We start from the raw sequence: 25,925 nt of genomic DNA, 5'->3' as shown, positions 1-25,925 counted from the left end.
GCCTCTCTCTATCCTTGGGCAGGCTCTGTGGGAATCCCCAGGGAATCCATCCCGTCGATGGCATACAATTTAGGTGCCGCTGGGGTAGATGCCAAGGGAACCACGCACGACTATTTACCGCATCCTAGCGCGATTCCCGGTCAAAAAATGGCGCTGAATCCGGTGTTTTTCCGGGGTGGTTAAGCCTCTTTGCCCGATTATGACAGCGATTGAAACAATCGAACCCGGCTCAGCGGGAGCGCGCCCGGCGGGGCGGTGCCGGGCCGATCCTGATCCGGCCGGCAGCGATGCTGATGACCGCTCCGGCAAGGGTCTGTTTCAGCCTGGATTCGCGTTTTCCCAAAGTCCCATCCAAGGCCTCGTCCATCGCGGCGAGCAGGGTTTCGACCTTGCCGAGCTCGGCCGGGCCCTCATGTCCGACGCGGTCGATGGCGCGCTTGAGCAGACGGACGCGAATTTCCTCGGGCATTACTGCGAACAGTGCAGCATCGAAGCCCGTGCCAGAGTTATCCTCGCTCTTCAACGCAAGATAGTGCTCGGCGCCGTCGACCAGCACCTCCAGGGCGGCGTTGGCGCGCGCGATCCGCGCGGCAAGCCGCGCCAGGTTCCGCGCGTCGCCGCCCTCCGCCGCGAGCATCTGCATCAGCGCGCGCAGCCGCGGACGCATGAAGGTTCGATCGCGGTTGGTCGGATCGTCGGCAAAGCCGATGCGCGCCTTCTGCAGCGTCGCGATCAGCTGGGCCTTGGAGATGTCGAGCAGCGGCCGTGTCAGCAAGACGCCATCGCGCTCGGTCTCGCGCGCCATTGCCGAGAGGCCCGCAACGCCGCTGCCGCGCAGCATCCGCATCAACAGCGTCTCGGCCTGATCGTCACGGGTGTGCGCGGTCAAAATATGCGTGGCGCCATGCTTGCGTGCGGCCTGCGCGAGCAGTCGATAGCGGGCCGCGCGCGCGGCCGCCGGCACGCCGGTTCCAGGCTTTGGTCCAGTCCAACGCAACGTGTGATGCGGCAGCTCGAGACTTCGCGCCAGCCGCTTGACGTCGCGCGCCTCGCGAGCCGCTTCAGGACGCAGGCCGTGATCGACCGTGACCGCCACCAGCCGCGGTCCCTGCGCGAGCGCGCGGCGCCAGCGCGCGGCGAGCCACATCAGCGCGACTGAATCGGGACCGCCGGACACCGCAAGCAGGAGCGCCGGCGCGCCCGCAAGGCCTGCGAACAGGCGCTTGGCGTCCCTTGCCGGGATGGCGGATTGATCGTCGGGCATCGCAAAACCAGCTGCTGGCGGAGAGGCCGGAAGCGGCCTTCCCACATCTGGTTTAGCACTTCACGCGCTTCTGCTCGCGGTCAACCGCAGCCTTGACCCCGCCGGACGCGCGCGGGTACTTCCGCGTGATCTCGCCGAACGCGGCGCAGGCCGCTTCCTTCTCCTTCAGCGCCGCCAGCGACTGGCCGAGCCGCAGCAGGGCGTCGGGCGCCTTCGCGGACTTGTCGAACTTGGTGGTCACGCCGAGGAAGGTCTCCGCAGCATCGCGATATTGCTGGCGCTGGAAATAGCTTTCGCCGAGCCAGTATTGCGAGTCCGCCACCAGGGGATCGTTCGGATACTTCTGGCCGAAGTTCTTCATTGTCTCTTCGGCGAGCGCATAGTCCTTGCGCTGCATATAGCCGATGCCGAGGTCGAACTCGTCCTTCGACGTCGCCGACGGCGGCAGCGTGGTCAGGGCTGCGCTCGCGCCGGGCGCACGCTGCGGGCTGGTGTTGCCGAGATTGAGCGGCTCGCCTGCGCCACGGCCGCCGGGCGCACCAACCGCCGCCTCACTGGGCATCGGCATCCCGCCGCCGCCAAGTGCGCGCGGCGCCCCTGGGGCATTCGGGTTCTGGTTCGGATCGAAGGCATCGCCGCGGCCGCGGCGGCCGGAAGCCGCCGGCGCCGGCTCCTGCGCGATCGGCGCAGGCGCCGCGATCTGCTGCTGCTGGTCATAGCCGCCCTGCGGCGGCCTGCCATATCCTTGCTGCGGCTGGCCGTAGCCTTGCTGGGGCTGGGCGTAGCCCGGCTGCGCTTGCGGGTAGGCCTGCGGCGGCTGCGCCGGTGGCGCCGCCGCAACGGGTTGGCCCGCCGGAGCCTGTCCAGCTGGGCCGGGCGGTTGCCCGCCAAGCTGCCGCAGCCGCTCCTCGAGCTGGCGGTTACGGTATTGCAGTTCCTCGTTCTGGCCGGTCAGCTGCCGCAGCTGGTTCTCGAGCCGCTCGATCCGCATTTCAGCATCGGAATCGTCGGATTGGGCAAACACTGGCGCGGAAACGGCGAGCAACGCCGCGATCGCCGCGGCGGAGGAAAGAAAATGAATCCTGGATGACATTTTGCCCTGACGACGAGATCGACGTGAAAAGCGAGCGACATTGAAAGACGGAGTACGCCGGAATTGTGACTGGCACTTCAAATCCGGGACAGCGTCGCGGGATACCGGTTTAGTACGGACGCTGGAACAAGCAAGCGGCCAATTGCGCGCAGCTTCGTTCATCTTGATGACGGCGGGCCGGGCCTTCATGCGGCAAAAACAAAACCGGCGCCCGAAGGCGCCGGCTTGAAAACACTCATTCAGGATCGCGTCAGGAGCTGGCGTTCAGCACGGTGACGGCACGACGATTCTGCGACCAGCAGGAGATGTCGTTACAGACCGCGACCGGACGCTCCTTGCCGTAGGAAATGGTGCGCATGCGGCTCGGATCGATGCCGCGCGAGGCGAGGTAAGCGCGGACCGACTGGGCACGCCGGGCACCGAGCGCGATGTTGTATTCGCGCGTGCCGCGCTCGTCGGCATGACCTTCGATGGTGAAGGAGTAACGATTATAGGTCTGCAGCCACTGCGCCTGCTTGTCGAGGGTCGCCGTCGCCTGCGGGCTGAGATCGGTCTGATCGCTCTCAAAGAACACGCGGTCGCCGACATTGACCACGAAATCCTGCTGGCTGCCCGGGGTCGCGGCGCCCCCAATCGCGCCATTGGCGTCCAACGGGTTCTTGTTGGCACAGGCACCCATCGACAGCGCCACCGCCAGAACCGCAACCAGCTTCATACCCTGGAGATAATTCATTCCCGGAGCCTCCACGCTCGCGCTCTTCGTACTACCCAATCGGTCTACAGGGCGATGGTTAAGCGAACGTTCCGTCAACCTTGACGAGACCTTGCTGAACCCCATCAAATGCCAGGCAATGGCGAAAAGCGCCCCCGATGGTTAATGGGTGGCAAATGTGGCGCGATGGTGAAGGGAAGGCAAGGTTCGCGGGAACCGGCCGCTTTTGCAGGACAATTTGGCCTGCGCGCAACAGTCGATCGACACTGACTCGATGAGAATGGCCGATTCCCTCAGGGATTCGGCACGATCGAAGCGCGCTCGAACGGCTGCACGAAGCCGTCGGGCTGCAACTGGCCTTCGCGGTCGAACAGCATGCGCCGCTCGAAGGCGCTGGAGCGCAGGAAGGGATAGCGGGCCAGCACGCGTTCCCGCACCGTCGGCAAATGCGACGCCATCAAGCCGACCGGCTTCACCAGCCCGGGATAGAGCCGCGGCTCCGACCAGGTCTCGTGCAGGAACACACGCCGGTAGAACGCCATGTGCTCGGGCCGGACCGGCGCCAGGCCGTAATCGGCGTTGAAGTGCACGCCCGCGGTCGAGCCGAGGCGCACGGTGACATAGGGCAGTTCCGGGACGTTCCGGGCCTTCTCGGGATCCGCGACGAAGCGCGTCGAGTCGATGAAGACCAGACCCTGATCAAGCTTCGGCAGCAGCACGTCGCCGAACACCTCGAGCGTCGGCGAGGTACGCCATTCCGGCGTCACCACGGTGATGCGGATCGAGCTGCAGAGTTCGCCTTGCAGATAGACACCGAACACCCAGGCATTCGGCGCATCATCGAACTGATCGACGACCCGCTCATCCGCCGAGGGCCGGATCGCGCCTTCGCGCAGATAGGCGCGATAGCGAAGCCGGTAGATCTCGTCTTTCTGTTCCGGGGTCTGAGCGAGGCGGTAATCGACTTGATCCAGAGGGTCCGCAAGCCTTCCTGTCGCGGGCTTGATGGCTTCGGCCGCGGACCTCATTTGGTACTCCCTGAACAACGCAACAACTTCAACGCGCGGCCAAAAGATTAACAGCTTCTTAATTTCCGTCAAAGCAATCGAGGCAATACAGTTAACCTCTCGCCGCAAGGGTACACTACGAATGGTGCAGCCGAAGGCTCTCACAACTATCGATTGAGGGTATTGCGCCGGGTCAAGCGATCGAGCGCGAGGGAACCACGTGCAGTTGCTCGTCGGTCCGCCGGCCGTGCGAGGCATTGAGCAGCTGGCGGATGCGGACGGAGGGAACCGGCCGGCTGAACAGGTATCCCTGTGCTTCGGTCACCGCGCCATCGGCGCTGATCAGTTCGAGCTGCTCATTGGTCTCGATGCCCTCGACCACGACCGACATGCCGAGATCCGCCGACAGCCGCGCCACCCCGCGCAGCAGGGTCAGCGGACGGTCGCTGTCGATGCCTTCGAGGAAGGAGCGGTCGATCTTGACCTTCTGCAGCGGGAAATTGTGCAGGTAGCTGAGCGACGAGTAGCCGGTGCCGAAATCGTCCAGCGAGATCCGCACGCCGAGCGAGCGCAACTGGGACAGCAAGTCGTGGGTCAGCTCGGTGTTGTGCAGCAGCGAGGATTCGGTGATCTCGATCTCGAGCCGGTGCGCCGGCAGGCCGGAGACCTCGAGCGCGTAGCGAACCTCGCTCAGCACGTCGCGCTGGTGGAACTGCTGCGGCGAGAAGTTGACCGCGACGCTGACCGCCTCGGGCCACTTCATGCATTCCATGCAGGCCTTGCGCAGGATCCAGCGGCCGAGATCGACAATCAGGCCCATGTCCTCGGCAACGGGAATGATGTCGACCGGAGAGACTGTGCCGCGTGCCGGATGGTTCCAGCGTAGCAGCGCCTCGCAGGTGCTCACCTTGCCGGACTTCAGGTTGATCAGCGGCTGGTAGAACAGCTCGAATTCCTCGTTGGCGAGCGCCTTGCGCAGGTCGAGCTCGAGGATGCGGCGGGCCTCGACGGTTTGCGCCATCTCGTCGCGGAAGAAGCAGAAGGTGCCGCGGCCGTCGGCCTTGGCGCGGTAGAGCGCCATGTCGGCGTTCTTCAGCAGCGTGTCGGCGCCGACGCCGGGCGCGGTCATCGCGATGCCGACGCTGGCGCCGATCTCGACCAAATGGTTGTCGATCTTGTAGCGCTCGCTGAGGCGGTCGACGATGCGCCGAGCCAGCGCCGCAGCGTCCTCGTGCGAGTGGATGTTCTGCTGGAACACCACGAACTCGTCGCCGCCGAACCGCGCCACGAAATCCTCCGGCCGCAGCATCTCGCGCAGCCGCTCGGCGACCGCGCAGAGCAGCTGGTCGCCGCAGGGATGGCCGAGCGTATCGTTGACCTGCTTGAACTGGTCGAGGTCGACGAACAGCAATGCGGAGCGATGGTCGCCGTGCTGCATGGCGAGCAGCCGGCCGATTTCGTCGCGGAAATTGACGCGGTTGGGCAGCGCGGTCAGCTCGTCGTAGCGCGCGAGGTGGCTGATCCGGGCCTCGGCGTCCTTGCGCTCGGTGATGTCCTCGACCAGCACCACGGTGCCGCCGCCGGCCATCGGCTGGAAAGTCCAGTCGAGCGAGCGGTTCTTGGTTGGGTCGGGATCGCTGGTGACGATATCGCCGCGCTGCGAGCTCTCGATCTCGTAGAGGATCTGCTGCGCGGCCGCGGCCGAGATCGAGCCGGACAGGACGCAGGCGTTGCAGATATCGGACGCGCTGGCGCCGCGCTGCACGAAATCGTCCGACAGCTGCATCATCTCGATGAAGCGGTGGTTCATCACCGCAACGCGGCCGTCGGCGCTGAACATGCACAGGCCGTGCGGCATGTTGTTCAGCGCGGTATCGAACTGGCCCGCCAGCGCGGCCTCGCGCTCCTTGGCGATCCAGGCGTTGACGTAGATGCGCTGCAGGCTGGAGGTCAGATGCCGGATGGCGCTGAAGAACACCAGGCTGAGCAGTGCAAGGGCGATGTGATAGGGGCCGCCGACATACATCAGCGCCAGGATCAGGGGACCGATCGACATCAACAGATGCAGGTGGAAGATCTGCGGCCGGCCGAAGGTCCGCCCTACCCCCGCCGAGGTGTAGGCGACCACCGTGGTCACGCACAGCATGTGCGCGGCGGCATCATTGGTCGTGAGCAGCACGGTGACGCCCCAGATGCCGAGCGAGATGCCGTAGGCGATGGTGCCGATCCGGTAACGCTTCTCCCAGGTCACGGACTCTTCGACGGTGAGCCGGGAATTGCGCTGCTGGTAGCGGTACATCTGCAGCGCGCGCGCCAGCCCCACCACGATGAACAGCGGCACGCATAGCCAGCACAACAGATTGCTCGTGACAGCCGCAATCACGGCGCCCGCAATGGCGGGACCGAAGGCGCCGAAAATCATGGGCGCTGGGTTCATGAACAGGGAATCGACCAGTGCCGCCGAAATCGTCGGCGACATCGACCGGTCCGGTTCACCCGTCTGACTTGCAAACTGCATTGTGAGAGCGCGCGTCCTTTTCAGCTCGCACTCTTACTGATCGCAGGTGAAGTCTTTCTGAGCGAACATCGTTAGCAAGTCCTTGCCGCGCCCAGGCGACGACCGGAATTCACTATAAAATTCAGTGCGCTAGGTGAGAAGTGTTGACCGCCGCCGAGGTTCCCGGAGCAGCTCTGCACCCGGCTCACGACAACAGCGGCGACCAGGCCGGGTCGGAGGCAAAGCCCGGGGTCGGTACCCGCAGCTCGTTGCGGCCGGAGACGTCGATGGTGAACAGCGACGGGCCGCTGTTGCCGCCGGGATCGCGGAAAAACATCACGACGCGCCCGTTCGGCGCAAAGGTCGGGCCTTCATTGTGGAAGCCCGAGGTCAGGATGCGCTCGCCCGAACCGTCGGGTTTCATGATGCCGATCGCGAACTGCCCGCCGCCCTGCTTGGTGAAGGCGATGTAGTCGCCGCGCGGCGACCAAACCGGCGTCGAATAGGTGCCGTCGCCGAACGAGATGCGCTGTGCACCGCCGCCGGTTGCCGGCATCACGTAGATCTGCGGCTTGCCACCGCGATCCGACTCGAAGCACAGCCGCGTGCCGTCGGGCGCGTAGGACGGCGAGGTGTCGATCGCCGGCGTGTCGGTCAGCCGCGTCATCGACTTCGAGCGGAGATCCATCACGAACAGGTTGGAGTTGCCGCCCTGCTGCAGGCTCATGATGACGCGCTGGCCGTCGGGCGAGAAGCGCGGCGAGAACGACATGCCCGGGAAGTTGCCGACGATCTCGCGCTGGCCGGTCTCGATGTTGAGCAGATAGACGCGCGGGTCGCCCTGCCCGAATTCCATGTAGGTGATTTCCTGGGTCGACGGCGAGAAGCGCGGCGTCAGCACGAGATCCGAGCCGCGGGTCAGGTAGCGCACATTGGCGCCGTCCTGGTCCATCAGCGCGAGCCGCTTGACGCGGCGATCCGCCGAGCCGCTCTCGTCGACGAACACGACGCGGGTATCGAAATAACCCTTCTCGCCGGTCAGCCGCTCGTAGATCTGGTCGGAGATGATGTGGGCGATGCGCCGCCAGTATTCGGCCGAGGTGTCGTACTGCTGGCCGGCGAGCTGCTGGCCGGTGTTGACGTCCCAGAGCCGGAACTCCGCCTTGACGCGCCCGTTGCCCTGGCGCGTCATGCGGCCGGTCACCAGCGCCTGCGCGTTGATGCTCTTCCAGTTGTTGAAGTTCGGCGCCGCGTCGATGTTGATCTGCTTCTCGAGATAGGCCGCCTGATCGATCGGCGCAAACAGGCCGCTGCGCTTCAGATTGTTGGTGATCACCTGCGTCACGCCGACACCGACCTCGGTGTCCCCGGGCGTACCGGCGGCGAAGTTCGGGATCGCGATCGGCAGCGGCGCGAAGTCGCCTTCCGGAATGACGACGCGCTTCTGTGCAAAGGCGCTGCGGCTTCCGGCCAGCACGCCAAGGGCAGCCATTCCGGAGATCATCTGTCGGCGGTCGAGGCGAAACGTCATTGTACGCAAATCATTCTGGTCGGTCATTGTCCGTAGACTTTGTTTGCTATTGGCCAAGCGACGCCGTCGCCCTCAGGTCTTTCGCTCTGTGAACACCGGCGCAAAATACTTCCATTCGTCGAAGAAGGCCGCCGGCAGATTGTACGGCTGGCATTCGATGATCGCCCGCAGCGCGCTCTCCTGATAGACGCGCAGATAGGGCGTCGCCGGCGTGCCTTCCGGCACCGGCATGCCCTCGAGCGAGCCGTCACGCTTCAGCTTGATCGAGAACACCGCCTCGGTCTGCTGCGCCTCGATGCCACCATAGGGCTTCTTCCAGCAGCGCTCGACCTGCTGCTTGAACATCGCGCCCCAGGTCGCGGAGTTGTCGGCAGCCTTGCCCTTCGCGGTGCCGAGCGCCGCATTGGCATTGAGCGTATCGCCGGTCGCCGCGGCCCGCGTCGGGTCACGCTTGTCGAGGAGGGCTGCGATCTTGCTCTGGTCGAACACGCGATCCTTCGGCTTCTGCTCCGGCGGCGGCTTGGCGGCCTGTGCGACCGGCTTCGGCGGCGGCTTCTTCTCTTCCTTCTTGATCGCTTCCGCGATCGGGTCGGGCTTCACCGGATCGGGTTTCTTCTCGACCGGCTTCGGCTCTTCCTTCGGCTTGTTCTCGACCTTCTTCGGCGGATCCGGCTTCTTGTCTTCCGGCTTCTCCACCTTCGGCGCCGGCTGCGGCGCGGTGTCGGTCACGACAGGGGGCTTTTTCTCCTCGACCTTGCCGACGGTGTCGTCGACCGGCTTGGCTTCAGCGACCTTGTCGACCAGCGGCTTGGGATTTTCCTTCTTGCCGTCCTTCTGACCGGCCATGACATGCGAGAGCTGGTCGGGCGAGATCACGTCGACGGCAACCGATTCCTCTTCGGGCATCACGTACGCCTTGGTCGACCACGACACGAGGCCCCACCCGATCACGAGGACGTGCAGGACAATCGATGCCGCCAGAGTCTTGTCGACCTTGACCTTCAAATCAGGCTTCCCCGTGCCTTGGCATGGTGGTTATCCGCCTTCCGGGATGATGACGATATTCGCCTTGAATCCCGCGGCCCGGACCTCCCCGAGCAGTTTCATCATATCCGTGTAACAGACGTCCTTGTCGCCACGCAGATAGACCACTTTTTCGGCATCCGACCGGGCGTCACCGATCGCCTTGATCTTGGCCGGAAAATCGGCGGCCGTGACCGGCGCGTCACCCAGATAGAGCTCGACATTCGAGTTGCAGCCGCCGCCGGTGCGCTTGACCGACAATGTCAGCGGCGGCTGGTTCGACGAGATCGACTTGCCGCCGCTCGCCACCGGCAGGTCGATGTCGATGTTCGACGTCATCAGCGGCGCCGCGACCATGAAGATGATCAGCAGCACCAGCATCACGTCGACCATCGGCGTGACGTTGATCTCGGCCATGACCGGCTTGCGGCCGCCGCGGCGGCGTCTGCCACCGCCGGACCCTGCCATGCTCATCGCCATGATCGCACACCCGCAAAAGTGACCATCATCTAACTCAACCCCGCTCGTCGATCTGACGGGACAGGATGGCGGAGAACTCGTCGGCGAAGCCCTCCAGGCGCGCGGCCTGCCGGTTCACCTCCGAAGTGAACTTATTGTAGAAAATAGTCGCCGGAATTGCGGCAATCAGGCCGATTGCAGTGGCAAACAGCGCTTCCGCGATACCGGGCGCCACCACCGCCAAAGAGGTGTTTTTGGAGGCCGCGATCGACTGGAAGCTCGACATGATGCCCCAGACGGTGCCGAACAGGCCGACAAAGGGGCCTGCCGAGCCCACGGTGGCGAGCACCAGCAGCCGGCGTTCCAGCCGCTCCACCTCCCGGGCGATCGAGACGTTCATGACCTTCTCGATCCGCGCCTGCAGGCCGGCAAAGGACCGCGACTGGCTCTCGAAGGAGCGCTTCCACTCCCGCATCGCCGCGACGAAACAGGCCGCCATCGACTGGGTCGGCTTGGCCGAGAGGGCCCGGTAGAGTTCCTCGATCGACTGGCCGGACCAGAACGCCTGCTCGAACTTGTCCATGGCCCGCTTGGTGCGGGCGTAGAGCAGGATCTTGTCGATTGCGATCGCCCAGACCCACACCGAGCAGGACAGAAGTCCCAACATCACGCATTTGACGACCCAATGGGCCTGCCAGAACAGCGCGATCAGCGACACGTCGCTCGATGCCAGTGGCAGAGTTGACTGAGCCACGTCGGCGGGATTCATCGGCAATATCCTCTCAACGCAAGTGTCCCAATTCGGCGGGCCGCCAATCGGCACCCCTTCCACGGCCGCGCGCCCGGCGCGGCAAAACTGCGCGAGAGCCTCTTACATCTGTCGCATGGGGGGCCCGTCCAAAGCCGCGCCCTGCTTCCCCTGCCAACATGTCAAAACGAGGGCTTTTCACGCGTCATTCCGACCCTAACCAAACGCTAATCATGGTTAAGGCGAGGTTACCAAAGGGAAATTTGGAGGCGGGAAATGCCGCCGGCCGGGGAGGTTGGCGGGTTCCACAGATGAACAGTTTCCGCGGGATGGAAGGTGACGAGACCCCTTCCCACGTCGTCCCGGCCTAGGTGGTGTGGACTCTAAGGATTCCCTTTTAGGCGCAAATCAGATTCAAGGCTGCTTTTGGGGAGGCCGCCTTGGGTGTGATGGACCGCTTGGTATTGAGCGACGCGACATGGGAGCGGATGGCGCCGCTGATCATCGGCCGGCCTGACCAGAAGGGTTCGACCGGACGGGACAACCGGATGTTTGTGGAGGGCGTACTTTGGATCGTGCGCACTGGCTCTCCCTGGCGTGATCTTCCGGAGGTGTTTGGAGACTGGAACAGCGTGTTTCGGCGCTTCAGTCGATGGAGCATCAAGGGGGTCTGGTGGCGCATATTCGAAGCGATGTCCGGTGATCCGGACTTCGAGTATCTGATCGTCGACTCCACCATCGTCCGGGCGCACCAGCACGCCGCTGGGGCGAAAAAAGGGGGTCTGAAGATCAGGCGATCGGTCGCTCGCGCGGTGGCCTGAGCACCAAGATACATATGGCCGTTCGCGGCCTGGGATGTCCCGTACGGTTCAAGCTCACCGCAGGTCAGAAGAGCGACGTACCGCAAGCCGCCGAATTGATCGAGGGATTACCTGCCCAGGTCGTCATGGCGGATACGGCTTATGACGCCGATCACTTGCGCCAGGCGATCGCTGCCAAAGGCGCGCTCGCCGTCATCCCCAACAACCCGTCACGTGCGCTCAAATATCCGCTGGACAAGCATCTCTATGCCCAGCGTCATCTCGTCGAATGCTGCTTCTCAAAACTCAAGCAGTTCCGCCGCGTCGCAACCCGCTTCGAAAAGACCGCCCGAAATTACCTGGCCGTCGTTACTCTCGCAGCCATCGTCTTATGGATGCGATAAATGTCCACACCACCTAGTGCGCAATTGCGCACGGGGGCCGGGATCCAAACCACCGCACTCAGTGATGAACGGGATCGCGGCCCCAGCGCGCGCAACATTTGAGACTTGGGGTAATGGATCCCGGCCTTCGCCCATAGGCGCTAAGATAGTTTGATCATAGTCTGATAGTGGCGCTTATGTCTGGGTGGCTCGCGTAGATGTCGCCGGAGAGCGTGACTGGCTCTGCAGAGTAGAGCGATTGCGGGCTGTGGAATGATCGCTTGCCGTAGCGAAGCGACGAGCTGGCGCAGCAGACGCCACGTCACTGGGTGGGTCAGGCGGCGTCGGCCAAGCGGGGAGAGTCTTCGAGTTCGTCGACGAGCGGCTCGAGCAATAGAATGATCAGCAGATGAGCGAGGATATGGGGTCTGGCGGACCGCTCGTCGGTTCCGGGAGGTCCCTTCAGGCCAATCAGGCTTTTCAGCCGCTTGAAGCCGAGCTCAATGCGCCATCGCAGCCGATAGAGGGCGAGGATATCTGCAGTCGTGAAGTCCTCTGGCCTGAGTGAGGTCACCAGGATCACCCAATCTGCGGCGTCAAGTGTTTGCCTGGAGAGCTGATGACCTCCCTTTTGTGCAGTCCGGCGCGCCTTGCGTCGCGCAGCCGCAGCAGCTTGCGCCGGCTTCTTCGCGGCAACCAGACGCACTGCGAGCGGCGGCGCACCTGACTTGCGCTTTATCCAAATCGGCCGATCGATCAGGCCACGCGCCGAGGCGTTGCGCAGTTCGGCAGTGAGGTCAACAAGATTACCTTCGGCATCGAGCCAGCGCGCGCTCTTCCAGCCGGCCCGGATCACGAAGTCCGCATCGGCATCGACGAGATGCGCCATGCGCTCCGGTTGCAGATAGGCGCGATCGGCAAGACGGATCTCACCGGCAACCGCCGGTATCCGATCCAGCGTCTCGCCCGCTCGCTGATCGGTCAGTTCGAAGTGACCAAAGCGCTCCTGCGGAAGATCGAACGCGCTATGGATACGCCACACTGCGTTCTTGTTCCTGCCGCTCGTCCCAGCCTTGGGGACCGTCGTGGCGTCAACAATACGGATCAGACGACCGCGGCTCGCCTTCGGCGCCGCGGCGGCAAGCGCCTGCTCGACCAAGATTGCCAGCCAATCTCCGCACTGACGTAAGCGATACAACAGAGCCACGTTGGAGATATCGACAAGCCCAACCGACGTGGCCCATGCCGCCGTCAACCGCAGCCCTTTCTCACCAAGGCAATAAGCCAAGATCAGGCGCAGCAAGTCGACCGCATTGCTGATCTCCCGCGGACGGACAAACGCCTTCGTCTTGCGCGCGCTAATGTTCAGAGCCTCGGCTCCGCCAAGTCGGGCGACAACGCGCGCCCAATCTTTGTTCACAAGCGATTCGTGTGCCATTCCATCTTGGAATCACAAGCGAATCCAAGGCGCAAATCCTATTTTAGCGCCTTTGGGCCTTCGCCGGGACGACGGGAAGGATGGTTCTCGATTCAAGTTGCCACACCACGCGGTGTCATCACCCGCATGCGGGTGATCCAGTATTCCAGAGATGGCGGTGCCGAGTGCATCTCACGTCAAATGCCTGATGATCGCGAGCCCGGCGAACAGGCCGGCGATCGAGAGAGCGACCGAGCCCGCGACATACAACACCGCAAGGCCGAGCTCGCCGCGCTCGTAGAGCAGCGCGGTGTCGAGCGAGAAGGCGGAGAAGGTGGTGTAGCCGCCGAGGATGCCGGTCATCAAAAATAGCCGCCAGGGCTGCGAGGCGTCGCCCTTGAAGGCGAGATAGCCGGCGATCAGGCCCATCACGGTCGAGCCCGTGATGTTGATGATGAAGGTGCCGTAGGGAAACGCGGTGCCGATGCAGCGCGCGCAGGTGACGTTGATCAAATGCCGCAACGTCGCGCCGAGACCGCCGCCGAAGAAGACGAGGAGATAGCTTGCCGCGTTACCCACCAATGCCCCCGCTGGTGTGTCGAGTGAGGGCGCATCTTGCCGCACACTCAAATCACCCACCCCTGAAAGGGGAGGGTCGACGCGAATGAAATGAGCGGCGGGGCGGGGTCACAGTCTCTCCATTGAGAGACTGCTCGTGCTGAGAGATGACCCTCCCCGTTTCGCATTTCGCTTCGCTGCATGCGAAACGACCCTCCCCTTCAGGGGAGGGTGAAGAAATATGCGACGGTCGAAGCCGCGCTTAGCCGGCCTTGCCGAACAGCTCGTCGACATAGTCCCAGTTGACGAGGTTTTCGACGAACGCCTTCAGATAGTCCGGACGGCGGTTGCGGTAGTCGATGTAGTAGGAGTGCTCCCAGACGTCGACGCCGAGGATCGGCACCGCGCCGTGGACCAGCGGGTTCTCGCCGTTCGGAGTCTTGGCGACCTCGAGCTTGCCGCCCTTGACCTGCAGCCAGGCCCAGCCGGAGCCGAACTGACCGGCGCCGGCAGCAGCGAAGTCGGCCTTGAACTTGTCGAAGCCGCCGAGGTCCTCGTTGATTTTCTTCTCGAGCCGGCCGGGCAGCTTGCTGCCGCCGCCATTCGGCTTCATCCACTTCCAGAAATGGATGTGGTTGTAGTGCTGACCGGCATTGTTGAAGACGGCCGCGTTCTTGCCGAACGAACCCTTCACGATCTCCTCGAGGGACTTGCCTTCGAATTCGGTCCCCTTGATCGCGTTGTTGCCGTTGGTGACGTAGGCTTGGTGATGCTTGTCGTGGTGAAACTCCAGCGTTTCCTTGGACATGTAGGGAGCAAGGGCGTCGTGGGCGTAGGGCAGATCGGGTAGCGTGAAGGTCATGGGGTAATGTCCAACAGAGGGTGGGAGACTACACTTAACGGGCCCCCCTTATAGAAGGTTCCATGGCGGAGAAACACCGCATTTTCGGATCGCCCATGACAGATCGGCACAGCCCGAACCAAGACCAAGGACCCAGACGATGAGCATCGAAATCGACATTCTCAACGGAGATGCGTCGTGGAAGCGCGCCGAGCCGCTGCTCCAGGCGGTCTGGAGCCCGGATGCCGCCGAGAAGCCGGTCTGGGCGGACATCAAATGGGCCCACGCGGATTTGCGCGTACTGCTCGATGCGCCCGACGACAGCGGGCTGGCCTGCCATGTCGGTATCTATTTCCGGACCATCACCTGGAATGGCCACAAGGTGCATGTCGGCGGCATCGGCGGAGTCTCGACCCGCGCGGACTGCCGGCGGCGCGGCTATGCGTCACTCGCGTTGGATGCTGCCGTGCACACCATTCGTGCCAACGACGCGGTGAAATTTGCAATCTTATTCTGCGAGCCGCACAATTTCGCGTTCTACCAGGCGCGCGGCTGGCATCCCTTCAGCGGCGAAGTTTATTGCGAGCAGCCTTCCGGGCAGATCCGCTTCGAGGCGATGGCGCCGTTCGTCAACGACATCGTCCGCGCGCCGCGCCAGGGCAAGATCGACCTATGCGGCCTGCCGTGGTGACCCCTGCATCGGCGGCGGTGGCGATCAACGGTGCAACCTCGTAACATGTCGATCATCATTTATTGATTGCGAGCCCGGTTCACTGGCGTTGGATTGCAGTGCGCCCCTCTCCCGCTTGCGAAGTGAGCCGTGACGCATGACCATTGATGCCTCGATCGACGACGTGCAGCCGGCCACGGCCGCGCCCGCCACGCCGGTCAATGACCTGCTGACCGCGCCGATCCTGCCGACGCTGCTTCGCCTCGCGATCCCGAACACCATCGCCATGTTCGGCTCGACGCTGGTCGCGGTGGCCGAGACCTCTTACATCGGCCGGCTCGGCACCGAGCCGCTGGCCGGCATTGCGCTGGTGTTTCCGTTCGCGATGCTGACGCAGATGATGTCGGCCGGCGCGATGGGCGGCGGCGTCTCGTCGGCGATCAGCCGCGCGCTCGGCGCCGGCGACCGCGACCGCGCCGCCGATCTGGCGCTGCATGCGGCGATCATCGGCGGATGCGCCGGACTGTTCTTCACCGTGATGATGCTGGGTTTCGGCCGCAACTTCTATGCGCTGCTCGGCGGACATGGCGGCGTGCTCGAGCAGTCGATGCATTACTCGCAGGTGCTGTTCTCCGGCGCGATCTCGATCTGGCTGGTCAACACGCTCGCCTCCGTGGTGCGCGGCACCGGCGATATGCGAATTCCCTCGATGACGCTGATCACGGTCTCGATGATCCAGATCGCGGTCGGCGGCGTGCTGGGTCTCGGGTTGTTCGGCATGCCCGGTCTCGGCATGCGCGGCGTCGCCGCCGGACAGCTCACGGCCTTCACGTGTGGTGCGATCTTCCTCGCCTGGTATCTCGCCTCTGGCCGCAGCCGGTTGAAACTCGACTTCGCCGCCTTCAGCTTCCAGCGCGCGATGTTCCTCGACATTCTCAAGGTCGGCGCGATCTCCTGCCTGTCGCCGCTGCAGAGCGTGCTGACCATCCTGATCTTCACCAAGATCCTGGCCAGCTTCGGCACCGAGACGCTGGCCGGTTACGGCATGGGCTCGCGGTTGGAGTTTTTGCTGATCCCGATCGCGTTCGCGGTCGGCGTCGCCTCGGTGCCGATGGTCGGCATGGCGATCGGCGCGGGACTCGTGACGCGCGCCCGCAAGGTGGCGTGGACCGCCGGCACCGTCGCCGGACTTGTCGTTGGCTTCGTCGGACTTGTGGTCGCGCTCAAGCCGACGCTGTGGATTGCGCTGTTCACCACCGATCCCGGCGTGACCGCCGCGGCTTCGTCCTATTTCGCGCTGGCCGGCCCGGGCTTCGGCTTCTTCGGCGTCGGCGTCTGTCTCTATTTCTCCTCGCAGGGCGCGGCCAAGGTCGGCGGACCGGTGCTGGCCGGCACCATCCGCCTGCTGCTGGTCGGCATCGGCGGCTGGTGGCTCGCTACCGTGAGCGCCCCGGCGTGGACGCTGTTTGCGCTGGTCGGCGGTGCAATGGTGGCGTTCGGCCTCGCCACCATCATTTCGATCCGGCTGACCCGCTGGGGATAAATACGACACAGCGCCCTCGCACCGGAGCGTTGCCTAAGCATGACTGCTCCGGAAACAGGCACCAAATTTTTTGGGAGCGCGCTCACCTGATCGCGCGAATATGACATTGCAGAAATTCTTCGACTTGTTATGCAGGCCGACCTCTAAAGCGCGATGAGATTGGGTCGAATCGTCATCGCGCTTTAGCTCTTTGTTTGATCATGATCTTTTCGGAAAGCCGCTTCGCACTTTTCCGGATCATGCTCTGGGGGAATGAGCCATGGCCTGCAGATTCGAATTCATGATCGCAATCATTGCGACGGCGCTTGCCGTGCCCGCCGCGCATGCGCAAGGCGCGCCTGAGCCGGTCGGCGTCTGGCAGACCCAGGCCGGCGATGCCCGCGTCAAGATCAGCAAATGCGGCGGCGGCATCTGCGGCGTGGTGGTGAGCCTGCGCGACCCGATCGATCCGATGACCGGCAAGCCCCAGGTAGACAACAAGAATCCGAATCCGTCGCTGTCCAGCCGGCCGATCATCGGGCTGCCGCTGTTTTCCGGCATGCATCCGGTCGCCGCGGGCAAATGGTCGGGCCAGATCTACAACGCCGACGACGGCGGCACCTATGCGAGCAGCATCTCGGTGACCGGCGAGAGCACGCTGCGCGTCGAAGGCTGCGTCGGCGCGCTGTGCGGCGGCGAGACCTGGACGCGGGTGGGGCGGTAATTCTGAGCCGAGCGGCAACCGCGACGGGACCGTGCTCCCTCGCCCCGCTCTTGCGGGGAGAGGGTTGGGGTGAGGGGCTCTATCCGCGTAGCCATATCTGAATTCTAGTCAGCTCACCGTCGATCTCGCGAGTCGGATGAATATCTCCTTGCGGCCACGCATTGCCCTGCCCCTCACCCGGAAGCCACGCGAGGCGTGGCTTCCGACCTCTCCCCGCAAAAGAGCGGGGAGAGGTTAGAAAAATTGCTACACCGCGCGCGCCTTCAGCACCGTCGCAGCCGACGCGTAGCCGCCGCGGGCGCCGTCAATGAAGTGAACGTGGTCGGCGCGCATCACCGACGGAGTGAAACAGGTCATCATCGCGGCATCCTGCTCGTGCAGGCCATAGCGCACGATGCCCTGCGCGGCCGCGGCGGCGAGGCGTTGCTCGATGTCGGAAGCGAGCTCCGGCGTGCAATCCAGGATCATGCGCAGGCCGTCGTCGAACTTGCGGAAGTCTGAATTCTCGACCACCTGCTGCAGATAACGTTTCGGCGCGAACTTGCCGACTGGGACGTTGAACCGCATCAGCGTATAGGCCCACAGCGCGAATGTGAGCACCATGGCGCGCCGCAGCGCAAGCGGGCCGCTGCGCCGTGCGCGCGCCTCGTACTCCATTCCCTGCGGCGGCCAGTGCAGCGGCGGGCCACTGGCGGGCACCGGCCGGCCGGCGTCGGGACTCTTCTCGACGCGGACGACGATATCCTCGATCACCTTGCGGAAGGACGCGGGATCGGCGTTCTTCGCCGGCAGCACCAGCACCGACAGAATGACGCCGCGCGCGGACGGCATCACCTCGAAGCGGCAGGACAGGCCGGACAAATCGGGTTGCGTGCCCTGAGGCGCCGGATCGACCGCGAACTCGGCGCGCTTCATCGCGGCATCGGCGTAAGCAAGACCGCCGCCTGAGAACATCGCATAGGACAGATTGGCCGACGGCCCGAAGCGCGCGACGCGGACATCGGCGCCCGCGGCGCGGATCGCCGCCATCGGCACCAGCGCCACCCGCAGCACCAGATCGAGGTCGTCGTGCACCCAGCGCGCGGTCGCGGCCAGGGCTTCGCGCGCCTTGTCGAGATCGGCGGGCGCGACTGCAAAACTCGCACCGTCGCCGCCGAACACGAAGGGGAATTCGCGGCCCTCCAGCGCATTGGTGACGGCGGCGACCACCGCGGCGCCGGCCATGTTGACCGCCTTGTAGCGCTGCGCCGCGATCGCCTTGGTCGATTCCACGATATCGGCGACGCCGACCGTCCAGTCATCCGGCAACGGCGCATACAGCGCGGGGTCCATCAGCCGCGCGAAGCCGCGAAACACCGGAATGCCGCCGTAGAAGATATCGCTGCCGCCAGCCATCGCAACGCCGCGCCGTTTCCGCCCTGATGCGGAATTCTCTAGCAGATACGGCGCGGGTTGGGACCGGTTTTAGAAGCGTAGCCCGGATGGAGCGCAGCGAAATCCGGGGACCTCTCAAGCGGCGGGAGACCCCGGATTGCGCTTCGCTCCATCCGGGCTACGGTGACTGTCTCACGCCGCCTCGCCTGTCCTGCTCCACGGCGGAAACGGATCGCGCAGCCCGGCCCAGGCTTGCGGGTCCATGCCCGGTCTGCCGGTGACGAGGCAGGCATCGAGCCTGCGGCGGATGTAGTCCTCGTTCATGCCGGAGCCGATGAAGACCAGCTCCTGCCGGCGATCGCCGTAGAGATCGTTCCAGCTCCGCTGCATCATCAGCCGCCAGTCCGGATGATCCGGCCAGCGCTCGCGCGGGATCGCGGCCCACCACGAACCGAGCCCTTCGGTCCGCACGATGGCGCCGGCCTGGCTCAGCTCGCCGCACCAATCCGGGCGCGTCGCGATCCAGAAATGGCCCTTGGCGCGGATCACGCCTTGCCAGCTCTCGCGCAGGAAGGCGTGGAAGCGCAGCGGATCGAACGGGCGCCGCGCCCGGTAGACGAAGCTCGTGATGCCGTATTCCTCGGTCTCCGGCACGTGCCCGGCAAAGCCATAGAGTTCCTTGTGCCAGAGCGGATGCTGCTGCGCGCGCTCATAGGCAAAGCGGCCGGTGTCGAGCACGCGGTCGAACGGGACTTGCGCAAAATTCGCTTCGACGAGGTCGGCCTCGGGATTGAGCGCACGCACGATGGTACGGGCGGCCTCGCGCTGCGCAGGCGTCGCGGCATCGATCTTGTTCAGCACCACGACATCGGCGAACTCGATCTGCTCGACCAGCAGATCGACCAGCGTGCGCTTGTCGCCGTCGAGCGCCTCGCCGCGCTGGGCGAGGAAATCGGTCGAGGCGTAGTCTTTCAGGAGATTGGCGGCATCGACCACCGTGACCATGGTGTCGAGCCGCGCGATGTCGGAGAGGCTCTGGCCATCTTCATCGCGAAACTCGAAAGTCGCGGCGACCGGCAGCGGCTCGGAAATGCCGGTCGATTCGATCAGGAGATAATCGAAACGGCCGCTCTCGGCGAGCGCGCGCACCTCCTTCAGCAGATCGTCGCGCAGGGTGCAGCAGATGCAGCCATTGCTCATCTCGACCAGTTTTTCGTCAGTCCGGGACAGGTTCGCACCGCCATCGCGAACGAGGTCGGCGTCGATGTTCACCTCGCTCATATCGTTCACAATCACCGCAACCTTCAGACCGCGACGGTTGTTCAGGACGTGGTTCAGCAAAGTGGTCTTTCCAGCCCCGAGGAAGCCGGACAAGATGGTGACGGGGAGTTTTTGCATCGAGATCAAACAGTTGCTGGAGGGATCGGCGGCGGCGGGACATGGGGCATTCGCTTGATGTTATGTTATAACATAACATCAATGAGGCGCGGCCTGTCAAGCGCCTGGGCGGCGCAGTCAGCCTGCCAGTTTTAGGAATGCGTAGCCCGGATGGAGCGCAGCGAAATCCGGGGCCGCGCTATCCGCGGATGGACCTGTCCCGGATTGCGCTTCGCTCCATCCGGGCTACGGGCTCAGGATGACGGGTTCAGAGTTCGCGCTCTACTTCCCCAATCCGCGCAGCACGAGCTGGTTCATGCGCCCAGCGAACGCGGCGGGGTCGTCGGGCATCTCGCCGTCGAGGATCTGCGCCTGCTCGAACAGCAGCAGCGACAGGTCCTTCGCCTGCGCGGTATCGGTCGCGAGCGCCGCGACCAGCGGGTGGCGCAGATTGATCTCGAGCACCGGCTTTGTGATCGCGCCGCGGTTCTGCTGGGCGAGCAGCCGCTCCAGCGCGCGGTCGCGCGCATCGCCGCCGGCAACGAGGCACGACGCGCTCGCGGTCAGCCGCTGCGAGGCGCGGACGTCGGAGACGCGCTCGCCGAGCGCGTCCTTGATCACGGCGATCGTGGTCGCCGCGTCGGCCGCGGGTTCGTCCTTCTTATCGTCCTTGTCATCGGCAAGCGGGATCAGGCCGAAATCGACATCGCCCTGACTCAGCGACTTCAGCGGCTTGCCGCCGAAATCGAGCGGCGCCGAGGTCCAGAACGCATCGACCGGATCGGTCAGGAGCAGCACCTCGATGCCGCGGGCGCGCGCCGATTCCAGCTTCGGGTTCGACTTCAGCCGCTCGACGCTGTCGCCGACCAGATAATAGATCTCGGTCTGGTTCGGCTTGAAGTCGTCGACAACCTGCTTCAGCGAGCGGTTCTCGCCCGACGTCGTGGTGAAGCGCGCCAGTGCCAGCAGCTTGTCGCGGCGCTCGAAATCCTCCCACAGGCCTTCCTTGATCACCGGGCCGAACGCGTTCCAGATCTTTGCGAAGGTCTCCGGCTCCTTCTCGCCGAGCGTCTCCAACTCGCCGATCACGCGGCCGGTGACGGCCTTGCGGATCTGCGCGAGCTGCGGATTGTTCTGCAGCATCTCGCGCGAGATGTTGAGCGGCAGATCCTCACTGTCGATCACGCCGCGGATGAAGCGCAAGTAAGCCGGCAGCAGCTCGGCATCGTCGGCGATGAAGACGCGGCGGACGTAGAGCTTGACCTTACCCTTGCGCTCGACCTGGAACAGGTCGAACGGCTTTTGCGACGGCGCGAACAGCAGCACGGCGTAGGACTGCCGGCCCTCGGCACGGTAATGCAGCGTCATCGCCGGCTCGTCGAACGCGCCGGCGATCTGCTTGTAGGCCTGGGCGTAATCCTCCGGCTTGAGCTCGGATTTCGAGCGCTGCCACAGCGCGCTCGCCGAGTTGATCTGGCGCGGCTCGCCCTCTTCCGGCACCAGCAGGATCGGAAACTGGATGTTGTCGGAATATTCGCGGACGATGCGCTCGATCTCGTAGGCCTCGAGATACTTGGCGGCGTCCTTCTTCAGATGCAGCACGATCTCGGTGCCGCGCGCGACACGCTGGGCGGCCTCTTCGCCCGCCGGTGCGATCTCGAAGCCGCTGCCGCCTTCCGACGTCCACACCCACACCTCGTCCGAGCCGGCGCGGCGGCTGGTGACGACGATCTTTTCGGCGACCATGAAGGCGGCATAGAAGCCGACGCCGAACTGGCCGATAAGGTTGGCGCCGTCCTTGGCCTCGGTGAGCTTCGACAGGAACGATCTGGTGCCGGAGCGCGCGATGGTGCCGAGATTGTCGATCAGCTCCTGGCGCTCCATGCCGATGCCGGTATCAACCACGGCAAGCGTGTTGGCCGCCTTGTTCGGGACGATCCTGATCTCCGGCGGCGTGCCGTCCGTGATCAGGGACGGATTGGCGATCGCCTCGTAGCGCAGCTTGTCGCAGGCATCCGACGCGTTCGAGATCAACTCGCGCAGGAAGATATCGGTCTCGGAATAGACCGAATGCACCATCAGGTGCAGCAATTCGGCAACCTCGGCCTGGAACGGCTGGGATTCGGCAGCGGCAGTTGTGGTCATGCGGAAACTCGGACAATCGGTAAGGGGCGGGAAAGCCCTGATATAGCGCGATCGCGCCGCGTGGCAAGGTTGCCAAAAGCGGCCGGAACCGTCAGTCCGAGATCGCCGCAATATAGCGCTGCACCGAGCGGTCGAACGCCGCCCTGGCGTCGGAGGCGATGTTCTTGCCCCACCAGGCGCCGTAGATCCGATCATAGGCCAGCGGCTCGACCACCCGCGCGACGCGGCGGACCGCCGATGCATTGAGCGGGATATAGTTCGGGTAGGAATACATGAAGCTGACCGAGCGGCGGTCCATCGCCACCATCGCGATATCCCCGGTCAGAAGCGCGCCGCGCCCGTCGGCGCCCTTGCGCCAATGCAGCATGGTGGCGCCGGCGAAATGCCCGCCGCCGCGCACCAGCAGGATGTCGTCGGAGATGCGATGGCTGTCGCCCTGCCACGGCACGATCGACGGATAAGGCCGCGTCACCCATTGTGCATCGTCGCCGTGCAGATAGACCGGGGCATTGTCGAACGCCGCGCTCCAGTCGGCGACCGCGCCATAATAATGCGGATGCGAGATCGCAATCGCCTTCAGCCCGCCGAGCGATCTGACATGGGCGATCGCCTCGGCGGTTGCCAGCGGCACGCAGTCCCACATCACGCAGCCGCCGCGGTCCGGCACCAGCAGCGCGCGCTGCCCGATCGCAAAGGACGGCTCGAGCGCGATCCCGACGAGGCCAAGATCGTCGCGACAGACCAGTTTGTGCCGCTCTGCGAGCTCCTCGCGCGTCAGCCACGCCTGCCCCTTCCAGTTCACATATTGCCGCTCGTCCTCGCAGATCGGGCAAGCCGGCGGCGGCGCAGCGGTCTCAGGAAATTGCGCGCCGCATTGTTCGCAGGTCCACAGAGGCATTGGCAGCGCCCTCGTTGCGATGAAGCTGGTCTGCTGATCTAGCGCCGCGGCAGGAGGCGTTCAATGCCGCCGCCCCAGTTCCATCTGCATCTCCGCCGGTGCTATGCCGAACTTCCGGCGGAACGCGCGATGGAAATAGGACAAGTCGTTGAAGCCGACCGTATAGGCGATGTCGCTGACCTTGCGGCCGGCGCCCTCTTCGTGCAGCAGTAGCCGGCGCGCCCGCAGCAGGCGCTGCTCGAGGACGAACTCCGAGAATGTCGTTCCTGCGGACGCGAACAGGCGCTGCGCCTGGCGGGTGCTCAGCGCATTCGCCTTTGCTATGGCTTCGATCGTGAGCTTACCGTTGTCGAGATTTTTGAGAACATCGGCCTTCATCAGATCGAGCCGCGCCTTCGCCACGCCGTCGCGTGCCGACAGCTGCTTTGTCTCGGCGCTGCTGCCGAGAACGAGACCCGCCAGGTCGGCGAGATGGTGCGCCGCCGCCCGCTGGCCGGGCACGTCCAGATCGCCGGCAAGCTCGGTGCAGAGCACGGAATAGCGCTCGATCATCGCGCCCAGGGCCGGCTCGCGCCCGAGTACCCGCGCCAGCTGCGTTTCCACCAATGGTGCGACCTGGAGCAGCAGGCGCCGCGGAAACCGCGTCGTCGTAAAGCTGCCCGACCGGGTGAGGTCGGCGGTGCCGACGATATTCATTTCGGTGAGGCACATCTGGCCGCGCTGAAGCTCGATCGCCTTGCCTGCCTGCGTGACCTGCACCGTGCCGCGCGTCGCAGAGATCAGGACGAGGTCGTCGCAGCCGTCATTCAGAAGCGCGCGGGTGCGGGCGAAGCGGGCCGAGCCGCCGCGCGGCGTCGCGATGGCGACCGTATGCAGCAGCGTAAACTCGTTGTGGCAGTCGATGCGGTTGTCGTCGGTCGGTCCGACGTCGAGCCGGCAGAAGCCGCGGCAAATCCCTTCGCGCCAAGCCTCATAGGCCGGCCCTTTGGCCAGCCCATGATGGAAAATCGAGAACCGGTTGGGCACCTGTGTCTCGGACATGATCCGCGCTCCGACGCTCGATCGATCAGGGCTGACACGATCGATCGCTTGCTGTCCGCCGCGCGCATGTCGTGTGCGCACGTCGTTCCTGTCCCTACGCTTGGCGCGACGGTCCACGACTCCGGCGCGGAGCCTGATACCACTGCGCCGATTGCCGGTAAAGCTATTCACGAGATGCAACCCTATGATGCGAAGTGCGAAAGCCGGGAATAAAACGGCGCAGCAGTTTCGCGACGCGGCATTGCCGTGTCTCGACGATGCCTACGCGTTCGCCCAGGTCCTGATGCGGACCGAGGCGGACGCCGAACTGGCCGTGCAGGAATGCTATCGGCGCGCACTGCGCCGGTTCGACGGCGTTCGCGGCCCGGCCATCAGGCCGTGGCTGCTCGCGATCCTCAAAGCCGTCTGCCAAGAGAAACTCGACCGGAAACCCTCCGGCAACAATGTAACGCCGGAACGGCGCGACACCCCGACCATCCGGCAACTCATCCATGACCTGCCCGCCCCGCTCGGCGAGGTCATCGCGCTGCGCGAGATGATCGATCTCTCCTACAAGGAGATCGCCGAAGTCACCGGCATTCCCGTCACCACCGTGATGTCGCGCATCGCGGAAGCGCGCGCCCTGCTGCTCCCAGCGTGGCGCGCGGCGAACAAGGCCGCGCAGGCGAAGCCGACGGCGCCTCAAAACCGGTGGTCTACCGCGCGAACGCCTGTTGAACCGCCGACGGCTCGGTGATGCCGTTCGCGATCAGGAGCTCGAGCAATACCCGCGCCTTCTGCGGGTTGAGATCGAGCGAGACCGCGAAGCCGAGCTTGTCGTCCTCGACCTCGACGTTGCGGTTGACGAAGCCTGAGCCGACCCGGGTCGAACGCACCACCACGACGCCCTGCTTCGCCGCGGCGGCCAGCGCATCGATCGCGCCCTTCGATGAATTGCCGTCGCCGACGCCGGCCAGCACGATGCCCTTGGCGCCGCGCCTGACCGCATCCTCGACCTCAGCGGCGTCCATGTTGGCGTGCGAATAGATGATGTCGACCCGCGGCAAGGGCGGCGCATCCGGCAGCTTCAACCTGGCAGCCTTGACGGGTGCGGCCGGCTGCAGGAAGCGCAGCGAGCCGGTGTCGACATAGCCGACCGGGCCGGCTTCGAGCGAGCGGAACGTCTCGACGCTGGTGGTGTTGGTCTTCTGCACCCAGCGCGCGGCATGGATGGTGTCGTTGAGCACCACGAGCACGCCGCGGCCGCGGGATTCCGGGGCCGATGCGACCCGCATCGCCTCGTAGAGATTGGCCGGACCGTCGGCGCCGATCGCGGTCGAGGGCCGCATCGATCCGACCAGCACGATCGGGACGTCGGTGTCGAGTACGTTTTGCAGGAAGAACGCGGTCTCCTCCATCGTGTCGGTGCCATGGGTGATGACGACGCCGTCGACCTCCTTGTCGTCAATGGCCGCGCGGATGCGCTTGACGAGGTCGAACCACACGTTGTCGTTCATGTCCTGCGAGCCGATCGACGAAATCTGCTCGGCCGACATCTGGGCGAGCTTGTCGATGCCCGGGATCGCCGCGACCAGGTTGGCTGCGCTGACCTTGCCTGAGTCATAGGCGTTGCCGGCGCGTGCGCTGGCCTGCCCCGCGATGGTGCCGCCGGTACCGAGCACGAGCACGCGGGCCAGCGCGGTGCCGGAGGCCTGTTGCGCTGATACCGGCGAGGCAAGCCCGATCGTGAGGGCGGCGGCGAGGCCGAGGAAGAGCCGAACGGAATAATTGGATTGAAACGAACGTGGCATGATCTTCTCCCCAAAGCGACAGGTCGCCAGTCCACAACTCGTGGTTTTGTC

23 protein-coding genes are annotated in these 25,925 nt (G+C 64.6%); 5 read left to right on the top strand and 18 right to left on the bottom strand.

Annotation, left to right across the window (positions count from 1 at the left end; translation table 11 throughout):
- Positions 1-229 precede the first annotated feature (229 nt).
- The 9 genes from tilS to tolQ all read right to left on the bottom strand — a co-directional run bounded on the left by tilS (position 230) and on the right by tolQ (position 10,355).
- Positions 230-1,264: a tRNA lysidine(34) synthetase TilS gene (tilS, locus tag J2R76_RS32725; protein ID WP_057018121.1), complete on the bottom strand. Its 1,035-nt coding sequence runs from the start codon at positions 1,262-1,264 to the stop codon at positions 230-232.
- Positions 1,265-1,316: 52 nt separating this feature from the next.
- Complete coding sequence (gene ybgF, locus J2R76_RS32720; RefSeq protein ID WP_168855424.1) at positions 1,317-2,357, bottom strand: tol-pal system protein YbgF; 1,041 nt, start codon at positions 2,355-2,357, stop codon at positions 1,317-1,319.
- 250 nt (positions 2,358-2,607) lie between these two features.
- Complete coding sequence (gene pal / locus J2R76_RS32715; RefSeq protein WP_016846948.1) at positions 2,608-3,090, bottom strand: peptidoglycan-associated lipoprotein Pal; 483 nt, start codon at positions 3,088-3,090, stop codon at positions 2,608-2,610.
- Between the two features lie 272 nt (positions 3,091-3,362).
- The gene (locus tag J2R76_RS32710) at positions 3,363-4,097 is read right to left on the bottom strand and encodes a hypothetical protein (protein ID WP_057018120.1); all 735 of its coding nucleotides are present in this window, start codon (positions 4,095-4,097) and stop codon (positions 3,363-3,365) included.
- Positions 4,098-4,269: 172 nt separating this feature from the next.
- A complete protein-coding gene (locus tag J2R76_RS32705) occupies positions 4,270-6,594 on the bottom strand; it encodes a bifunctional diguanylate cyclase/phosphodiesterase (protein ID WP_253625386.1) in 2,325 nt (774 codons plus the stop codon).
- A 184-nt stretch (positions 6,595-6,778) separates the two neighbouring features.
- A complete protein-coding gene (tolB, locus tag J2R76_RS32700; protein WP_028340643.1) occupies positions 6,779-8,104 on the bottom strand; it encodes a Tol-Pal system beta propeller repeat protein TolB in 1,326 nt (441 codons plus the stop codon).
- 72 nt (positions 8,105-8,176) lie between these two features.
- Positions 8,177-9,109 (bottom strand): cell envelope integrity protein TolA, encoded by a 933-nt coding sequence (locus J2R76_RS32695; RefSeq protein ID WP_057018118.1) that lies wholly within the window; start codon positions 9,107-9,109, stop codon positions 8,177-8,179.
- 30 nt (positions 9,110-9,139) lie between these two features.
- Positions 9,140-9,607, bottom strand: a complete 468-nt coding sequence (locus J2R76_RS32690; RefSeq protein ID WP_016846953.1) for a biopolymer transporter ExbD — start codon at positions 9,605-9,607, stop codon at positions 9,140-9,142.
- A gap of 34 nt (positions 9,608-9,641) precedes the next feature.
- A complete protein-coding gene (tolQ, locus tag J2R76_RS32685) occupies positions 9,642-10,355 on the bottom strand; it encodes a protein TolQ (RefSeq protein ID WP_016846954.1) in 714 nt (237 codons plus the stop codon).
- A gap of 419 nt (positions 10,356-10,774) precedes the next feature.
- Here tolQ and J2R76_RS32680 point away from each other — a divergent pair.
- Positions 10,775-11,538, top strand: a protein-coding gene (locus tag J2R76_RS32680; protein WP_139481326.1) for an IS5 family transposase whose coding sequence is annotated in 2 segments (ribosomal slippage) — positions 10,775-11,110 and positions 11,113-11,538 — 762 coding nt in all. Because the reading frame shifts where the segments join, the coding sequence is not laid out codon by codon here.
- A gap of 313 nt (positions 11,539-11,851) precedes the next feature.
- Here J2R76_RS32680 and J2R76_RS32675 read toward each other — a convergent pair.
- The 3 genes from J2R76_RS32675 to J2R76_RS32665 all read right to left on the bottom strand — a co-directional run bounded on the left by J2R76_RS32675 (position 11,852) and on the right by J2R76_RS32665 (position 14,354).
- A complete protein-coding gene (locus J2R76_RS32675; protein WP_076824845.1) occupies positions 11,852-12,955 on the bottom strand; it encodes an IS4 family transposase in 1,104 nt (367 codons plus the stop codon).
- Positions 12,956-13,126: 171 nt separating this feature from the next.
- Positions 13,127-13,513, bottom strand: a complete 387-nt coding sequence (gene crcB / locus J2R76_RS32670; protein ID WP_076828042.1) for a fluoride efflux transporter CrcB — start codon at positions 13,511-13,513, stop codon at positions 13,127-13,129.
- Between the two features lie 241 nt (positions 13,514-13,754).
- The gene (locus J2R76_RS32665) at positions 13,755-14,354 is read right to left on the bottom strand and encodes a superoxide dismutase (RefSeq protein WP_016846956.1); all 600 of its coding nucleotides are present in this window, start codon (positions 14,352-14,354) and stop codon (positions 13,755-13,757) included.
- 139 nt (positions 14,355-14,493) lie between these two features.
- Between J2R76_RS32665 and J2R76_RS32660 the strand changes: the two genes are divergently transcribed.
- From J2R76_RS32660 to J2R76_RS32650, 3 genes are all read left to right on the top strand, one after another.
- Positions 14,494-15,024 (top strand): GNAT family N-acetyltransferase, encoded by a 531-nt coding sequence (locus J2R76_RS32660; protein WP_076828015.1) that lies wholly within the window; start codon positions 14,494-14,496, stop codon positions 15,022-15,024.
- Positions 15,025-15,160: 136 nt separating this feature from the next.
- Positions 15,161-16,546 carry an MATE family efflux transporter gene (locus J2R76_RS32655; protein WP_253625385.1) on the top strand — a complete coding sequence of 462 codons (1,386 nt, stop codon included), beginning with the start codon at positions 15,161-15,163 and terminating at the stop codon, positions 16,544-16,546.
- Between the two features lie 259 nt (positions 16,547-16,805).
- Positions 16,806-17,249: a DUF2147 domain-containing protein gene (locus tag J2R76_RS32650; protein WP_057018115.1), complete on the top strand. Its 444-nt coding sequence runs from the start codon at positions 16,806-16,808 to the stop codon at positions 17,247-17,249.
- A gap of 246 nt (positions 17,250-17,495) precedes the next feature.
- On the opposite strand, the gene J2R76_RS32645 is transcribed toward J2R76_RS32650, so the two are convergent.
- From J2R76_RS32645 to J2R76_RS32625, 5 genes are all read right to left on the bottom strand, one after another.
- Complete coding sequence (locus tag J2R76_RS32645; protein WP_253625384.1) at positions 17,496-18,644, bottom strand: DUF3095 domain-containing protein; 1,149 nt, start codon at positions 18,642-18,644, stop codon at positions 17,496-17,498.
- A gap of 171 nt (positions 18,645-18,815) precedes the next feature.
- A complete protein-coding gene (zigA, locus tag J2R76_RS32640; protein WP_253625383.1) occupies positions 18,816-20,021 on the bottom strand; it encodes a zinc metallochaperone GTPase ZigA in 1,206 nt (401 codons plus the stop codon).
- A gap of 261 nt (positions 20,022-20,282) precedes the next feature.
- Positions 20,283-22,145 carry a molecular chaperone HtpG gene (gene htpG, locus J2R76_RS32635; protein WP_076828097.1) on the bottom strand — a complete coding sequence of 621 codons (1,863 nt, stop codon included), beginning with the start codon at positions 22,143-22,145 and terminating at the stop codon, positions 20,283-20,285.
- Between the two features lie 91 nt (positions 22,146-22,236).
- Complete coding sequence (locus tag J2R76_RS32630) at positions 22,237-23,043, bottom strand: MBL fold metallo-hydrolase (RefSeq protein ID WP_076828099.1); 807 nt, start codon at positions 23,041-23,043, stop codon at positions 22,237-22,239.
- A 60-nt stretch (positions 23,044-23,103) separates the two neighbouring features.
- Complete coding sequence (locus tag J2R76_RS32625; RefSeq protein ID WP_076828101.1) at positions 23,104-24,084, bottom strand: helix-turn-helix domain-containing protein; 981 nt, start codon at positions 24,082-24,084, stop codon at positions 23,104-23,106.
- Between the two features lie 184 nt (positions 24,085-24,268).
- Here J2R76_RS32625 and J2R76_RS32620 point away from each other — a divergent pair, with 184 nt between their 5' ends.
- Positions 24,269-24,820: a sigma factor-like helix-turn-helix DNA-binding protein gene (locus J2R76_RS32620; RefSeq protein ID WP_244558823.1), complete on the top strand. Its 552-nt coding sequence runs from the start codon at positions 24,269-24,271 to the stop codon at positions 24,818-24,820.
- Here the strand turns inward: J2R76_RS32620 and J2R76_RS32615 are convergent.
- Entirely contained in the window at positions 24,780-25,874 is a 1,095-nt protein-coding gene (locus J2R76_RS32615; RefSeq protein ID WP_194295354.1) for an asparaginase, read from the bottom strand. The two genes, J2R76_RS32620 and J2R76_RS32615, sit on opposite strands and share 41 nt — an antisense overlap.
- Positions 25,875-25,925: the final 51 nt, after the last annotated feature.

The sequence above is a fragment of the Bradyrhizobium sp. USDA 4532 genome (assembly GCF_024171315.1).
Classification (GTDB): Bacteria; Pseudomonadota; Alphaproteobacteria; order Rhizobiales; family Xanthobacteraceae; genus Bradyrhizobium; species Bradyrhizobium australafricanum.
Note: the sequence above shows the minus strand (reverse complement) of the source record. Positions and strands in the feature narration are given on the sequence as shown.

Bases quoted from the DNA above. Each gene is read 5' to 3' on its own strand.
- J2R76_RS32630 (WP_076828099.1), bottom strand. From the start codon at position 23,043: ATGCCTCTGTGGACCTGCGAACAATGCGGCGCGCAATTTCCTGAGACC.
- J2R76_RS32650 (WP_057018115.1), top strand. From the start codon at position 16,806: ATGGCCTGCAGATTCGAATTCATGATCGCAATCATTGCGACGGCGCTT.
- tolQ (WP_016846954.1), bottom strand. From the start codon at position 10,355: ATGAATCCCGCCGACGTGGCTCAGTCAACTCTGCCACTGGCATCGAGC.
- J2R76_RS32655 (WP_253625385.1), top strand. From the start codon at position 15,161: ATGACCATTGATGCCTCGATCGACGACGTGCAGCCGGCCACGGCCGCG.
- J2R76_RS32620 (WP_244558823.1), top strand. From the start codon at position 24,269: ATGATGCGAAGTGCGAAAGCCGGGAATAAAACGGCGCAGCAGTTTCGC.
- J2R76_RS32625 (WP_076828101.1), bottom strand. From the start codon at position 24,084: ATGTCCGAGACACAGGTGCCCAACCGGTTCTCGATTTTCCATCATGGG.
- htpG (WP_076828097.1), bottom strand. From the start codon at position 22,145: ATGACCACAACTGCCGCTGCCGAATCCCAGCCGTTCCAGGCCGAGGTT.
- tilS (WP_057018121.1), bottom strand. From the start codon at position 1,264: ATGCCCGACGATCAATCCGCCATCCCGGCAAGGGACGCCAAGCGCCTG.
- J2R76_RS32660 (WP_076828015.1), top strand. From the start codon at position 14,494: ATGAGCATCGAAATCGACATTCTCAACGGAGATGCGTCGTGGAAGCGC.
- J2R76_RS32710 (WP_057018120.1), bottom strand. From the start codon at position 4,097: ATGAGGTCCGCGGCCGAAGCCATCAAGCCCGCGACAGGAAGGCTTGCG.
- zigA (WP_253625383.1), bottom strand. From the start codon at position 20,021: ATGCAAAAACTCCCCGTCACCATCTTGTCCGGCTTCCTCGGGGCTGGA.
- ybgF (WP_168855424.1), bottom strand. From the start codon at position 2,357: ATGTCATCCAGGATTCATTTTCTTTCCTCCGCCGCGGCGATCGCGGCG.
- J2R76_RS32615 (WP_194295354.1), bottom strand. From the start codon at position 25,874: ATGCCACGTTCGTTTCAATCCAATTATTCCGTTCGGCTCTTCCTCGGC.
- J2R76_RS32705 (WP_253625386.1), bottom strand. From the start codon at position 6,594: ATGCAGTTTGCAAGTCAGACGGGTGAACCGGACCGGTCGATGTCGCCG.
- pal (WP_016846948.1), bottom strand. From the start codon at position 3,090: ATGAATTATCTCCAGGGTATGAAGCTGGTTGCGGTTCTGGCGGTGGCG.
- J2R76_RS32690 (WP_016846953.1), bottom strand. From the start codon at position 9,607: ATGGCGATGAGCATGGCAGGGTCCGGCGGTGGCAGACGCCGCCGCGGC.
- tolB (WP_028340643.1), bottom strand. From the start codon at position 8,104: ATGACGTTTCGCCTCGACCGCCGACAGATGATCTCCGGAATGGCTGCC.
- J2R76_RS32675 (WP_076824845.1), bottom strand. From the start codon at position 12,955: ATGGCACACGAATCGCTTGTGAACAAAGATTGGGCGCGCGTTGTCGCC.
- J2R76_RS32665 (WP_016846956.1), bottom strand. From the start codon at position 14,354: ATGACCTTCACGCTACCCGATCTGCCCTACGCCCACGACGCCCTTGCT.
- J2R76_RS32645 (WP_253625384.1), bottom strand. From the start codon at position 18,644: ATGGCTGGCGGCAGCGATATCTTCTACGGCGGCATTCCGGTGTTTCGC.